General features: G+C 64.5%; 15 protein-coding genes and 1 tRNA gene. 10 read left to right on the top strand and 6 right to left on the bottom strand.

Going from position 1 to position 13237, the window contains the following annotated elements; genetic code table 11:
* Positions 1-2 precede the first annotated feature (2 nt).
* Genes trbF through HT136_RS26270 form a run of 5 tightly spaced genes read left to right on the top strand, consistent with a single transcriptional unit; the run spans position 3 to position 3400 of the window.
* Entirely contained in the window at positions 3-797 is a 795-nt protein-coding gene (gene trbF, locus HT136_RS09605; RefSeq protein ID WP_214199530.1) for a conjugal transfer protein TrbF, read from the top strand.
* Positions 794-1600 (top strand): P-type conjugative transfer protein TrbG, encoded by an 807-nt coding sequence (trbG, locus tag HT136_RS09600; protein ID WP_214199529.1) that lies wholly within the window; start codon positions 794-796, stop codon positions 1598-1600. Before trbF ends, trbG begins: the two co-directional genes overlap by 4 nt.
* The gene (locus HT136_RS09595) at positions 1597-2916 is read left to right on the top strand and encodes a TraB/TrbI/VirB10 family type IV secretion system protein (protein WP_246543517.1); all 1320 of its coding nucleotides are present in this window, start codon (positions 1597-1599) and stop codon (positions 2914-2916) included. Before trbG ends, HT136_RS09595 begins: the two co-directional genes overlap by 4 nt.
* On the top strand, positions 2913-3128 hold the full coding sequence (locus HT136_RS09590) for a DUF2274 domain-containing protein (protein ID WP_214199528.1): 216 nt from the start codon (positions 2913-2915) through the stop codon (positions 3126-3128). The genes HT136_RS09595 and HT136_RS09590 overlap by 4 nt, the downstream gene beginning before the upstream one ends.
* Complete coding sequence (locus tag HT136_RS26270; RefSeq protein ID WP_214199527.1) at positions 3125-3400, top strand: helix-turn-helix transcriptional regulator; 276 nt, start codon at positions 3125-3127, stop codon at positions 3398-3400. Before HT136_RS09590 ends, HT136_RS26270 begins: the two co-directional genes overlap by 4 nt.
* A gap of 14 nt (positions 3401-3414) precedes the next feature.
* Here HT136_RS26270 and HT136_RS09580 read toward each other — a convergent pair whose 3' ends face one another.
* The 3 genes from HT136_RS09580 to yghU all read right to left on the bottom strand — a co-directional run bounded on the left by HT136_RS09580 (position 3415) and on the right by yghU (position 5984).
* Entirely contained in the window at positions 3415-4725 is a 1311-nt protein-coding gene (locus HT136_RS09580) for a tyrosine-type recombinase/integrase (protein WP_214199526.1), read from the bottom strand.
* Between the two features lie 217 nt (positions 4726-4942).
* Positions 4943-5017: transfer RNA gene (locus HT136_RS09575), tRNA-Gln, on the bottom strand.
* 118 nt (positions 5018-5135) lie between these two features.
* Positions 5136-5984, bottom strand: a complete 849-nt coding sequence (gene yghU, locus HT136_RS09570; RefSeq protein ID WP_214199525.1) for a glutathione-dependent disulfide-bond oxidoreductase — start codon at positions 5982-5984, stop codon at positions 5136-5138.
* 368 nt (positions 5985-6352) lie between these two features.
* On the opposite strand from yghU, the gene HT136_RS09565 reads away from it, so the two are divergent.
* A complete protein-coding gene (locus tag HT136_RS09565) occupies positions 6353-7042 on the top strand; it encodes an acid phosphatase (RefSeq protein ID WP_343222152.1) in 690 nt (229 codons plus the stop codon).
* Between the two features lie 14 nt (positions 7043-7056).
* Here HT136_RS09565 and HT136_RS09560 read toward each other — a convergent pair whose 3' ends face one another.
* From HT136_RS09560 to HT136_RS09550, 3 genes are all read right to left on the bottom strand, one after another.
* Entirely contained in the window at positions 7057-7977 is a 921-nt protein-coding gene (locus HT136_RS09560) for a M14 family metallopeptidase (protein ID WP_214199523.1), read from the bottom strand.
* A gap of 149 nt (positions 7978-8126) precedes the next feature.
* The gene (locus tag HT136_RS09555) at positions 8127-9227 is read right to left on the bottom strand and encodes a branched-chain amino acid aminotransferase (protein WP_214199522.1); all 1101 of its coding nucleotides are present in this window, start codon (positions 9225-9227) and stop codon (positions 8127-8129) included.
* Between the two features lie 816 nt (positions 9228-10043).
* Complete coding sequence (locus HT136_RS09550; protein ID WP_246543515.1) at positions 10044-10613, bottom strand: hypothetical protein; 570 nt, start codon at positions 10611-10613, stop codon at positions 10044-10046.
* Positions 10614-10662: 49 nt separating this feature from the next.
* Between HT136_RS09550 and HT136_RS09545 the strand changes: the two genes are divergently transcribed.
* From HT136_RS09545 to recO, 4 genes are all read left to right on the top strand, one after another.
* Positions 10663-11478 (top strand): TlyA family RNA methyltransferase, encoded by an 816-nt coding sequence (locus tag HT136_RS09545; RefSeq protein ID WP_246543513.1) that lies wholly within the window; start codon positions 10663-10665, stop codon positions 11476-11478.
* Between the two features lie 148 nt (positions 11479-11626).
* Positions 11627-12181, top strand: coding sequence for a TspO/MBR family protein (locus HT136_RS09540; RefSeq protein ID WP_214199521.1), 555 nt, complete (start codon positions 11627-11629; stop codon positions 12179-12181).
* A gap of 106 nt (positions 12182-12287) precedes the next feature.
* Positions 12288-12542, top strand: a complete 255-nt coding sequence (locus HT136_RS09535) for an accessory factor UbiK family protein (RefSeq protein WP_214199520.1) — start codon at positions 12288-12290, stop codon at positions 12540-12542.
* Between the two features lie 73 nt (positions 12543-12615).
* Positions 12616-13221 carry a DNA repair protein RecO gene (gene recO, locus HT136_RS09530; protein ID WP_214199519.1) on the top strand — a complete coding sequence of 202 codons (606 nt, stop codon included), beginning with the start codon at positions 12616-12618 and terminating at the stop codon, positions 13219-13221.
* Positions 13222-13237 lie beyond the last annotated feature (16 nt).

Here is a 13237-nt window from a genome sequence, read left to right as displayed (position 1 = left end):
CCATGCGCTTCAAACGCAGCCTTCAGGCATACGGCCGAACTCCCCAACCCGAAACGCCTTTCCAGCGCGCAGGCCAGCTATGGGATGAGCGCATCGGCTCGGCCCGCGTTCAGGCCCGAAATTGGCGCCTCATGGCCTTTGGATGTCTGGGGCTGTCGTGCTCCATGACGGCCGGCCTGCTGTGGCAATCGCTCCAGAGCCGGGTCGTGCCTTACGTCGTCGCGGTCGACCGGCTTGGCGAACCACGGGCGGTCAGCGAAGCCGAAGTCGACTACACACCAAGTGACTCGCAAATCGCCTGGGCGCTAGGCAAGTTCGTCGAGCACGTTCGGGCCCTTTCGCTCGACCCGGTCGTCATGCGGCGTCAGTGGCTCGAGGCTTATGATTTCACGACACAGAGAGGGGGCGCCTTCCTGAGTGCCTATGCCCGACAGTCGGGCGCGCTGACACGGATCGGCGAGCGAACGGTCACAGTCCAGATCACGAGCGTCGTCAGGGCTTCGCAGCAGTCGTTCCAGGTCAAGTGGGTCGAAACGGCCTATGAACACGGAAGCCCATCTGGCCAAGAGCACTGGACGGCCATGGTGACCGTTGTGCGCAAGGCGCCGCGCGACCGCGAAACCCTGAGGCGCAACCCGCTTGGGCTCTATGTCGACGGGATCGATTGGAGCCGCGAACTCGAGCCCGCTGGCGATGGACCAACACAGCAAAGCCCGCTGACGAGCGAACACTCGCCAACCTCGCGGCTTGGCGCGACGCCGGATCTGTCCCCTACATTATCGGAGGTGAAGCCATGAAGCCTTGTATCGCTGCCATCGTGTCGCTTGTCGTCGGTGTAACGCCAGCCCAGGCCGTTTCCATTCCCTCAGCCGTGGGCGTACGCAAGCCGGTGGAGCCTGCTCTCGCGAACTACATGAATGCGCGCCAGATGTTTCTGTGGTCTGACGGGGCGGTCTATCATGTACCTACCCAGCCCGGGATGATCACGGATATTGCCCTCCAGCCGGGCGAAGGGCTGATCGCGGTTGCTGCGGGCGATACCGCACGCTGGATCATTGGCGACACGCGAAGCGGGGAGGGTGAGGCCGAGCAGACCCACGTGCTGGTCAAGCCGTTCACGCAAGGTCTGTCGACCAATCTGGTGATCACAACCAACAGGCGGACCTACCATCTTGAGCTTACGAGCGCCGAGCGGGATGGCATGACGGCGCTGGCCTGGACGTATCCGCTCGATGCCTTGCTCGCGGTTGCGCGGGCAAAAAAGGCAGCAGAGGCGAGCGCGCCGGTCGCGCCGGTCGCGCAGGGCATCGGCGTTGAACAGCTCTACTTCGGCTATGTGATCACGGGGGACCATGCGACGTGGCGCCCGGTGCGCGCCTTCGACGATGGCGCGCGGACCTACATCGAATTCCCGGCCTCGATCGGTCAGGGTGAAGCGCCGCCTCTGTTCCTGGTCGATGGGCACGGGAAGGCCGAACTGGTCAACTATCGCATGAAGGGGCGCTTCTACATCGTCGACAGGATATTCGAGACTGCCGAACTGCGCTTGGGGACCAAGGACCAGAAGGTCGTGCGCATCACGCGGGGAGGGCGCCCATGATGGATGAAGGCTCACAGTCGCAAATGCCAAAAGGAACTGTGCTGCCATCCTCTCTCGAGGCCGGTGTCGGGGGACCTGCAACACGTGACACTGGCGATCCAGGCAATGGGTCGGTCCGCGATCGAGAGGCGGGTAATGATATCGCGGCCAAGGCGGGCAAGGTCGACCCCGAAAGTCTCGCGATCAGGGCACCCTTGCCTCTGGCACAACGCTTCAAGAAGGAGCTTGTTATCGGCGGCGCGTCGGTCGCTGCACTGGTTCTTGCTGGGGTTACAGGATACGCGCTGAGTTCGCATGAGGAGGACAGGAAAGAGCCTCCTGCCAATCTGGCCCAGGCTAACCGCAAGCCCGCTGACGATGGACTCGATGCGTTGCCGTCAAACTATGGCGAGGCTGCGAAGCTTGGTCCGGCCTTGCCCGGGGATCTGGGCCGTCCCATCCTGCGCGCGCAGGAAAAAAAGCCGGCTCGTGAAGCCGAACGGGTCGCGCAGGAACGAGAGCAAGCACGTCAGGAAAAAGAGGAGCAACTGCGCAAGGCTCGCCAGTCGCCCTTGCTGACGAACGTAAATCCCGCGCCTTCGTCCCCTCCTGAGGTGCCAGCCTCCGATGTCCAGCATGCCGATAAAGCCGCAGTCCCCGAGAAACAGGGAAGCGAACCTGCCGTCGCATCCGGCAAGGAAGGCTTTGCGCGCCAGCTCGAGACGCGAAGTACCCGCAATGCCCACGTCCTCGAGCCTGCGGCCTCGTCGCATGTTCTCATGGCGGGCAGCGTCATCGCGGCCAGCCTTTTGACTGGCATAAATTCGGACCTTCCCGGCATGGTGATTGCTCAGGTCACCCGCAATGTCTTCGACACCATCACGGGCCGGGTCCTGCTCATCCCACAAGGATCGCGCCTCATTGGCAACTACGATTCACACGTGACCTACGGGCAAAGTCGGGCCCTGCTGGGCTGGCAGCGTCTGGTCCTGCCCGATGGGCGTTCTCTGCGCCTTGATAACATGCCAGCGAGCGACCCGCAGGGCTTTGCCGGGCTCGAAGACAAGCTGAACGCGCATACCGGCCGGCTGTTGAAGGGGGCTGCGATTGCCACGCTGCTGAGCGTTGGAACCGAATTGAGCCTGAGCGGCGACAGCGACCTTGTCGATGCGATCCGGCAGGGCACGCAAGGCAGCGTCAGTCGGGCTGGCGACAGCATTACCCGGCGCGATCTCGACGTCGCCCCGACGATCGAAGTGCGGCCCGGCGCGCCGGTTCGCCTGCTCGTGCGCCAGGACCTCGTTCTTGAACCCTGGATAAAGGAGAACGCGCAATGAGCGCCATACGTCTCGCCAAGCTTCCCGAAACGACGCCAGTCAAGATTGTGATCCGCATCCTTCCCGATCTTCATCGCGACCTGGAAGACTACGCGAATGCCTATGCGCAGGCTTATGGCAAACCGATTGAGCTTGCCGAACTCATCCCGGCCATGCTTGCCGGTTATCTCGATGCCGACCGGGCCTTTCGCCAAGGGCAGAAGTCGAAATGATCGCGAAGAGGCGCATATTCGAACCAGAGCCGATCGAGGAAGAAGAGCTTTGCCCGGCGCCCGCGCCCAAGCCCGAACGTTTCCTGCGTCTTCACGCGGTCATGGAACGCACCGGGCTTGCGCGAGCAACGCTTTACAGGAGGATCCAGGCCGGCGCTTTCCCGGCTCAGGTCAAGATCTCTGCGCGTTGCTCGGCCTGGCGTGAATCCGAGGTCGAGGCCTGGATGCGCGACCCCTTCGGTTTCGCGAATTCTCCCCATGGCGATGCTTGAGGCGACCTGCAGGATCAAGCTCTCTTACGCGTTCTGAGCGGGGGAAAGGTCTCGAGCGCGGTCGAGCCAAAAGGGCTGGATACGTGCTCGCGCTCAGACATTCCTCGTGCTTCGGCCTTGTCGAGATAGTCGGCCCACCACTGCATCATCTGACGGCGATGGGTGAGATATTGCGCGGCGTTATAGGCTGCGCGCACCCCGCGCGGCTGATGGGCGAGCTGCATTTCGATCCAGTCGGGCTGAAAGCGGCCGCTCTCGTTGAGAACGGTACTGGCAAGGCCCCGAAAGCCGTGGACCGTCGCTTTGCCGCGCAGGCCAATCCTGTACATGATGTCGAGCATGCGGTTCTCGCTGATCACCATGCTGCGCGTCCCCGCAACCGGGAACAGGAAGCGGCCGTGCCGGGGATTTCCCGCCTTTCGAAAGATGTTGAGCTCGTGGATTTCTTCCAGGAGCGGAATAGCCTGCCGGGGCAGGGGGATGAGGTGTTCGCTGCGCATTTTCATGCGATCGGCACCGATACGCCATAGCGGCTCGGGTCCATCGAGATCCTCGAATTCAGCCCATTGGGCGAATCGGGTCTCTTGCGTGCGCACCATCGTCAGGATCGTCCAGCGAAGGGCCAGATGGCTCAGTCTGGCCCCATCATCACCGTTGAGCCGGGCATAGAAGGCGGGCAGGTCGCGCGCCGAAACTTTCGGGCGGTGACGTGTTGGCGGGGGCTTTCGCAAGGCGGGGCCGATGTCACGGCATGGATCGGTTTCACAGCGTCCGTCGGGTATCGCGTAGCGAAAGATTTCGCTGCAGTGGTTCTTTACCCTGTGGGCCATTTCCACGGCGCCCCGGTCCTCGATCCGGCGGATCGCCTCGAGGATTTCACGCGGACGAATGTGCGCGATGTTGCATTTGCCAATGACGGGGAAGATGTCGCTTTCGAGCCGTCCGGTGACGAGATCGGCATAACGCGGCGTCCAGGCGAGCGAGCGTGTCTCCAGCCACTCGCGAGCGACATGCTCGAAGGTGTTCGTCACGTCGCCGCGCGCCTTGATCCTGGCTTCACGCTGCTCGTGGCGGCGCTCTTCCGATGGATCGAGGCCCAACTCCAGCAGTTTCTTCATCTCGTCGCGCCAGGCACGGGCGGCCAGAAGCGAAACCTTCGGATAGGGACCGGCCGAGATCGTCTTCTGCTTGTCGCCGAAACGGTAGGCTAGGTACCAGATTTTCGAGCCGGTGGGATTGACCGCGATATAGAGCCCGGCAGCATCGGAGCGCTTGTAGGTCTTGTCCTTTGGCTTGAAGGCCTTGATGGCAATGTTGGTGAGCATTGTTGGCAACTCCCCCCGAAGTCACAGGTTCGAATCCTGAGACGCGTTCCGGTATTGGAAATAGGTGATTTCGTACCAACAAATTGACCAACTAGGGGCCGAGCTGCAAGGCCCCCTCCCGGGACGTAGAGGGACGCGAAGGCCTAGGTAAATGGCGGAATTCCGCCATTTCCAAGAGCCGCCCTTGGACGGCTTGAGAGGTGGTGAGAATCGAGAATGGCTGGGGCGGCAGGATTCGAACCTGCGCATGGCGGTACCAAAAACCGCTGCCTTACCGCTTGGCTACGCCCCAGCAGAATCGTCAAGACCGCGTCGTGCCTTGCGATGGGAGTGCGCGCTTAGCCGCTTATCCCGGCTGTGAAAAGGCCCTTTTCGATAGTGAGGCCTTTCCACGCCGGAAGAAGGTTCGATCAGGCGCCGAAAATCGCGTCGATATCGGCCGCGCTGTGGCGTTCGCGGATCTTGCCAGGCGCATCGCGGTTGACCACGAGGCCGCGCTTCACGCCGGAGCGCTCGCCCAGTTCGAGGCCCCAGCGCATCAGGTTGGCATAGCTTGCAACGTCGAGGAAGGTGGCCGCGTCGGTGTAGGCATCGCCGCGCACGAAACCGCCCAGCCAGCCGTAGGCGGCGATGTCGGCGATCGTGTAGTCGTCACCAGCCAGGTAGCGCGTCTCCGCGAGGCGCTTATCGGCTACGTCCATGATCCGCTTGGTTTCCATTGCGAAGCGATTGATCGGGTATTCGAACTTTTCGGGCGCGTAGGCGTAGAAATGTCCGAAGCCGCCGCCGATGATCGGCGCAGTCGACATCTGCCACATCAGCCAGGACATGCATTCGGTGCGCTGCGGTCCGCTTTGGGGAAGGAACATCCCGAATTTCTCGGCGAGGTGAAAGAGGATCGCGCCCGATTCGAACACGCGTACCGGCGTCTTGCCCGAACAGTCGAGCAGGGCGGGAATCTTCGAGTTGGGATTGATGTCGACGAAGCCGCTCGTGAACTGGACGCCTTCGCCGATGTTGACGAGCCAGGCATCGTATTCGGCCTCGGTGACACCGGCGGCGAGCAGTTCCTCGAACATGATCGTCACCTTCTGCCCGTTGGGCGTGCCCAGCGAGTAGAGCTGGAAGGGGTGCTCGCCATGTGGAAGCTCTTTCTGCTCGCGCGCGCCGGCGGTGGGGCGATTGATGCTCGCCCAAGTGCCCCCGTTCTGTGCATCGAATGTCCAGACCTTCGGGGGCGTGTAGGGGGTGTCGGCCATGGCGGGGGCTCCTGGTTGGGGCGGCGCAGCGCGCGCGGGAAAGGGGAGCAGGCTAGGTAGGTTTGCAAGGCTCGCGCAACAAGGGGGACGTGCCAGCTGTCCGGGCCGCGGCAAGCCGCTGGACGGTCTCGGGAATTGCCGGGGTCCCGGCGAAGCCTTGCTGGCCGATCTGCGGGTTAGACCTGATGCCTGGGGCACCTAGGTTGACCTAGTCTGCGGGCTTTGGACTGCAGGTCAAGGATAGGCGGGCGATGCGAACGAAATGGATTCTTACGGAATTGGTCGGCACTTGCCTGCTGGTCCTGGGCGGATGCACGACCGCGGCGACGTCGACGGGGCAAGGCTCCGCAGCGGCGATGGTGCCGCCCGTGACTGTTGAGGAGGTCGGGGTTCTCAGCAAGGACATTCCCTTGCCCAAGGGCTACCTCCCACCTGCCGCCTTGCCCGACAGTCTCGCGCTGCTGCCGCCACCGCCTGCAGCGGGCAGCGCGGCCAAGGCCGCAGACCAGGAGGCCTTCGAGGCGGCCAAGTTGGCAAGCGCTGCACGTCTGACACTGGCGACCTCGGACGCGGACCTCAACTGGCCACACGTCGTGCAGTCGTTCGAGCCGCTGGTGGGAACCTCGCTCAGCGATGGCAGCAAGCCGCACGTCGAGATGCTGCTGCGCCGGGCGATGGCGGATGGGGGGCTCTCGACCTACAAGGCCAAGAACAATTACCAGCGGGTGCGCCCCTTCGTCGAGAATGGCGGCGGCTCGTGCACGCCGGGTGACGAGGAGGCGCTGCGCCATGACGGATCCTACCCCTCGGGCCACACCGCGATCGGCTGGACGCTTGCGTTGGTCCTCGCCGAACTGGTGCCCGACCGGGCCGACGCGGTGCTCCAGCGCGGTTACGACTTCGGCGTCAGCCGCGTGGTGTGCCGGGTCCACTGGCAGAGTGATACCGTGGCAGGGCGGGTGATCGCCTCGGCCACGTTCGCGCGGCTCCAGGCCGATCCGGTGTTCGCGGCGCAGTTGGCGCAGGCGCGCCGCGAGTTGGCGGCAGCCGGGCACTGATCGCCGGCTTTGCCTCAGGCCGAGGCCAGCGCAAAGTCCAGCGCGGCGCAAACGGCGGCGACTTGCGCTGCGTTGCATTGCTCGGGCGTGGCGCTCGGGCTGTCGGGGTAGACTTCGGTAGTGGTGGTGAAGCGCGCACCGGTGATCGCCGCGCACATTCCGTATTTGCCCTGAGGGTATTCGATCACGCCGGGCTGGACGACGGGCGAACCGATGATGTTGCCCTGCGCGTCGGGGGGAGCGATGTGGGTGACCTTGGCGACGGCTTCGATGATCGCGGCGTGGAATTCGGGTTGGCGGTTCTCGGCATCGTCAACGAGGTAGAAGCCGTCGGGGATCGTGTCGGGTTCGTAGTCCTCGCCATCGCGCGCAGCCAGCGCGGGGCGGAATTCCTCCTCGTCGCTGTCGGTTGTCTCGTGCAGGTCGATGTGGAGCAGGAAAGGTCCTTTGCGCGCGGCGACGAGATCGAGCAGCGCGCGGCATTCGGCCGCCGGGCTGTCCGGCTTGAAATTGCGGTTGGGGTCGATCGCGTCGTGGTTCCAGCGGTTGATCCGCTCGAAGCCCCAGGGGCTGACGCAAGGGACGACGAGGAGGTTGGCCTTGCCCGCGTAGTCGGCCGCGCGGGTCTCGAGGAACTCAAGCGCGCCCATCACGCCGCTGGTCTCGTAGCCGTGGACTCCGCCGGTCACGAGCGCGGTCGGGAGGGCCGGGTCGAGCGGGGCACTGGCGAGGCCATAGAGCGTGAAGTGCTCGCCCGCATAGTCGAGCGCGCCGTATTCGGTGAGCTCGAAGCGATCGGCGAGGGCCTTGATACGCGGTTCGACAAGTTCGGCGTAGCGGCGGCGGCGGACTTGCGATTCGCGCCAGGCCTGGACTTCGGCCTCTCCCCAGGGCGTGCCGGGTGTGCCGATGGGGTAGGGGGCGGTGCTGGTCATGGTGTTCTCGCGTAGCCGAAGGGGGGGATCGGCCTCCAGATGGCATGCCGGAACGCGCGGGCAAGGGGCGCGCGTGAATTTCCCACGAAAAAGCCCCGCGCGGCGCGATGCCGGGCGGGGCTTTTTCGTGGCAGGTCGCCTGACGGCGATCAGCCGATCTTGCGGATCCAGCCGTGGGTGTCGGGTGCCTGGCCACGCTGGATTGCGACGAGGCGGTCCTTGACCTTCCGCGTCAGCTGGCCAGGGCCGCCGGTACCGATCGTGAACTCGCCGTCCTTGCCTGCGACCTTGCCGACCGGGGTGACGACCGCCGCGGTGCCGCAGGCGAAGGTCTCGACCAGCTTGCCGCTCGCCGCGTCCGCGCGCCATTGGTCAAGGCTGTAGCGGCCCTCGTTCACGGTCAGGCCTTCTTCGCGCAGCAGGGCGATCAGGCTCTTGCGCGTGATGCCCGGCAGGATCGTGCCGGTCAGCGCCGGGGTCAGGATCGTGCCGTCGTCGAAGACGTAGAACAGGTTCATGCCGCCCAGTTCCTCGATCCACTTGTGCTCGGCGGCGTCGAGGAAGACGACCTGGTCATGCCCGCGCGCGAGCGCTTCGCCCTGGGGCACGAGGCTGGCGGCGTAGTTGCCACCGCACTTGGCCGCGCCGGTGCCGCCCGGCGCGGCGCGGGTGTATTCGGAAACCCAGATCGAGACCGCCGGCGCGCCCGACTTGAAGTAGTTGCCGGCCGGGCTGGCGATGACGATGAACTTGTAGGTCTTGGCCGGGCGCACGCCAAGGAAGGCCTCGGTCGCGATCATGAACGGGCGCAGGTAGAGCGAGGCGCCTTCGGCTTCGGGAATCCAGCCCTTGTCGAGTTCGACGAGCTTCTCGATCGCGGCGATGAAAAGATCTTCGGGAAGCGTGGGCATGGCGAGGCGCTCGGCCGACTGGTTGAAGCGTTCGGCGTTGGCATCGGGGCGGAACAGCGCGATCGAACCGTCGGCCTGCTTGTAGGCCTTGAGGCCCTCGAAGATTTCCTGGGCGTAGTGCAGCACGGCGGCCGCGGGATCGAGCGCGATGGGCTGGCGCGCGGCGATCGTGGCGTCGTGCCAGCCGGTGCCTTCGGTCCAGTCGATGGTAACCATGTGGTCGGTGAAGTGCGTGCCGAAGCCCGGGTTCGCCAATACCGCCGCGCGCGTCTCGTCGCTCGCGGGGGCGGGGTTGGGCTGGATCGAAAATGTCAGCTCGGCTTCGGCGCAAGTCGCCATGAAAACTCTGTCCTCTGTTTGGGGGTGCGAAGGGCAGTTGTATGAAAATTACGCGATGCGCAACCCAAAAGAAATTTTGATACGTGGTGTTTCAGCTTTAGCACGCCGCATCACAGAGGCAAGCGTTGGCAGCCAGGCCAGTGTTTCCGGGCACTTGGGTGCTCGGAGCGGGCTCTTTTCTTGCGTGGAGTGCACGTGCGGTTGCATGATCGTGTTCTCATGCCGTGTCGGGCGAGGGGAGGCAAGCGCTTCTGGAGCGATGCCAGTCGACCCGTCCCAAAGCCACGGCGGCGCACGAAACCGGAATCCGAAACTGAGAAAGGCCGCACCGGCATGCCGGTACGGCCTTTCACATGGTCAGCGGCCGGAAGTGCCGCCGGCGAGAGCCTTTATCGCGTCAGAAAGCGCGATAATGCCTCGCGACGGAAATTGCCGACCTCCATGCTGAACCATGAGACATCGGATCACCTCCTTTCGCGCTGTTGAGCCATAGTGTTCGCCGCCCGAGAGCGACTGGACTTCGGTGACCGCCGGGCGCGTTTCCCGGGTTCCGTCGTCCTAATGGAAAATGTGGCTCATTCCGCATTGCACCACAAGTCTTGCAATCAAGTTTTTTCGCGTCATTATCAGGGCTTCGCGCAAGTTTTCCCCAGCTAAGCCGCGCGATGAAAAGGCTGTTTACGGGGAGGCTCGTCTTGTGCTTTTCACCGCGCAAGGCAGCCGTCGGCGCCGCCGTAGGGGACGCCTCTTGGATAAGTTCTTGGGATCGCGAAGGAAGCCGGTTCGGGCGACTTGCGCCCGATTTTCTAAGGGCGACTAGCGGCAGTCCTCGATCACGCGCGAAACTTCGGTCCAGCTGGGAATGTAGAGTGTGGGCTGGCCGCTCACCGCCACGGCAAAGCGGCCGCGGCTGAACGCCATCTGGTCAAGCAGCGGGCTGCGGGCGGGCAATGTCGCGGTGAAATAGCCCTGCCGAACTTGCGCGGCGAGGGTCTGGGTGCCGCTCATGGTGGTGATCGCCATACTGGCCGGTCCAGCTCCGGCGGCATTGGCGCGGCGAAAGAGGGTGATCGTCGCGCTTTGTGTGTCGCAGCGCATCTCGAATGCGCCTGCGGCGAAATTCGCCACCGAGCGCGGACCGCTCGGGGTCCAGGCCCAGGTCCCGGGCGTGATCGGCGCGTCGCGCCAGTTGCTCGGCGAGGGCAGGGCGGTCGCTGCCGGGAGCGGGGCCGGGCGGACGGGCTGTGCGGCGGGTGTCGGTGCCGGGGCGGGAGCGGGGGCCGAAGCGGGCGGCGGGACGCACCCGGAAGCCAGCGCTGCAAGAGCGAGCACCGGTATCGAAACGAGACGGGTGGGGAGAGCGCGACGACGCGGATTTGCCTTCATGCGCCTGGTATGGAATGACACGCGCCTCTTCTCAAGTGTGCAGTGCCCCATGTCCGACGCGTCCCAGTCTCCATCCACCGAAAACCCGCGCAACGCTTCCAAGGCTGCAGCGAAGGGCGCGGCCAAGTTGCGCGTCGATCAGTTGCTGGTCGATCGTGGTCTTGCCGAAAGCCGTACCCGCGCGCAGGCGCTGATCATGGCGGGGCATGTCTTTTCGGGCGAAACCAAGATCGCCAAGCCGGGCCAGGCGCTCAAGACCGACGCGCCGCTCGAGGTGCGCGGGCGCGATCATCCCTGGGTCTCGCGCGGGGGGATCAAGCTGGCGCATGCGATTGCGCACTTCGGTCTCGATCCGGCTGGCGCGGTGGCGATGGACATCGGCTCCTCCACCGGCGGCTTCACCGACGTCCTGCTGACCAACGGCGCAACGCGGGTCTTCGCGGTCGATTCGGGGACGAACCAGCTCGCCTGGAAGCTGCGGCAGGACCCGCGTGTCACCGTGCTCGAGCAGACCAGTGCGCGCATCCTCACGCCCGAGCATATCGATGCGCCCTGCAACTGGGTGGTTTGCGATGCGAGCTTCATCGGTCTGGCCAAGGTCCTTGAAGTGCCCCTGAAACTGGCTGCGCCCGATTGCCGTGTCGTTGCCCTCATCAAGCCGCAGTTCGAGGTCGGCCGGGGCGAGGTCGGCAAGGGCGGTGTCGTGCGCGATCCCGCGCTCCATCACCGGGTCTGCGAGGAAGTGCGCGAATGGCTCGAAGGTGCGGGCTGGACGATCCAGGGCATCGTCGAAAGCCCGATCACCGGGCCCGAAGGCAATGTCGAGTTCCTCGTTTCGGCCTGGCGCGGCGCGGGAGCGGTCTGAAAATGCAGCCGTTTTCGAGCAAAAATGGCCGATGCAGGCGCGTTCGCCGTTTTCGGCTTGTGAATCATATCAATTAACGCATTAGATTTCATCGATTTTGGTCGCCGGGGGCTTTGACAGTTCCCGATTTTGAGAGAAACTTCCGGCTATGAACCTGCTTGCCTCCTCCGGTCAGTTGCGTGCCAGTTTCCTGCGATGGGCGCTCGTGTGCGTGCCGACGGTCGTGCTGCTGGGGTTTCTCTCGGGGCGCCTTGCGCAAAGCGGGCCCGACAACCCCTGGTTCGCTTCGCTGGTCAAGCCTGCGGCCTTTCCGCCACCTGCGACCTTCGGGATCGTATGGTCGATCCTCTACGTCCTGATCGGACTGGCTCTTGCAATCGTTCTCGCCGCGCGCGGGGCGCCCGGGCGGGGGATCGCTTTTGCGGTCTTCGTCGTCCAGCTCCTCGTCAACCTAGCCTGGTCGCCGGTCTTCTTCGCGATGCATCGGATTACCGGCGCTCTGGTGGTGATCGGGGTGCTCGACGTGCTGGTGCTCGTCACGATCTTGCTGTTCTGGAGGGTGCGGACGCGGGCGGCGCTACTGCTGGTGCCCTATCTCCTGTGGGTGGCCTTCGCGACCTATCTCAACTTCGCTTTCCTTCAGGCCAATCCGGACAAGGACGGCGTGCGGTCATCGGGCGCCGAAATCCGCTACACGATCTAGGGTGGGTGCCTGCACGCGCAGGTGGGATCGGCGAGCTGTCGATTCCGGTCTGCGAACGCCGTCCTAGCCTCTTGCACGCGGAGGCTGGCTGTACCATTTAGGTTGCATGCAAAGCGAAAACCCTTTTGTCGCCGATTTCGTCAAGATGATGAACAGCGCTGCTGGCACGTTTGCCGGCATGACCCGCGAAGCGCGTGACAGCATGCGCGAAAGGGCCAAGGAGTTCATGGGGGACATGAACTTCGTCAGCCGCGAGGAATTCGAGGCGGTCAAGGAAATGGCCGCCACCGCCCGCGCGGAATGCGAAGCGCTCAAGTCCCGTCTCGACGAGATCGAAGCCAAGCAGTTGCGCGGCGGCTGATCTGCCAGCGCATCGCTGTGGGCGTGCCTGATCCCCTGCGAGTGCTGCAGGGGATGGCGGGCTTGCTTGCCTGATGGAACTTCGGACCGAAGCCATCGTCTGCGCGATCCGTGCGCATGGCGAGACCGCCGCGATCGTGCGCTTCCTGACGCACGAGGCGGGCATTGTCGCAGCCTACGTCGCGGGCGCGCGAGGCCGCACGCTGCGCCCGGTCCTCATTCCCGGTAACATCGTCGCGATCGACGCGCGCGCGCGTTCGGAAGGGCAATTGCCCTTTGCCAAAGTGGAGCTGGTGCGCTCGCGCGGGCCTTGGCTGGGCGAGCCGCTTCCCGCCGCCGCGCTGGTCTGGCTGACGACGCTGACCGCGGCGGCGCTGCCCGAGCGCCAGCCCTATCCCGCCCTGCACGAGGCCCTCGAGGGGCTGCTCGATGCGGTGTGCCTTGCCCCTTCGGCGCGCGGCTGGGTTTTGCCGCTCCTGTCCTACGAGGTGCTGCTGCTGCGTGAGCTGGGCTATGGCGTGCCGGTTCCCCGTCCGACCGACACAAACTGGCCGGCGATCCTTGGCGCTTTTGACAGGATCGGGCGCGAGCTGGCGCTCTACCCGCTTGCCGAACGCCGCAAAGACGCTATGGCGGCCCGCACCCAGTTGCGCGAGCGGCTGGGTCGTATTTCAGACTAAGACAGCAGCAGGATGA

It is taken from the genome of Novosphingobium profundi (assembly GCF_018491765.1).
GTDB classification, from domain to species: Bacteria; Pseudomonadota; Alphaproteobacteria; order Sphingomonadales; family Sphingomonadaceae; genus Novosphingobium; species Novosphingobium profundi.
This window is presented reverse-complemented; position numbering and strand designations above follow the sequence as displayed.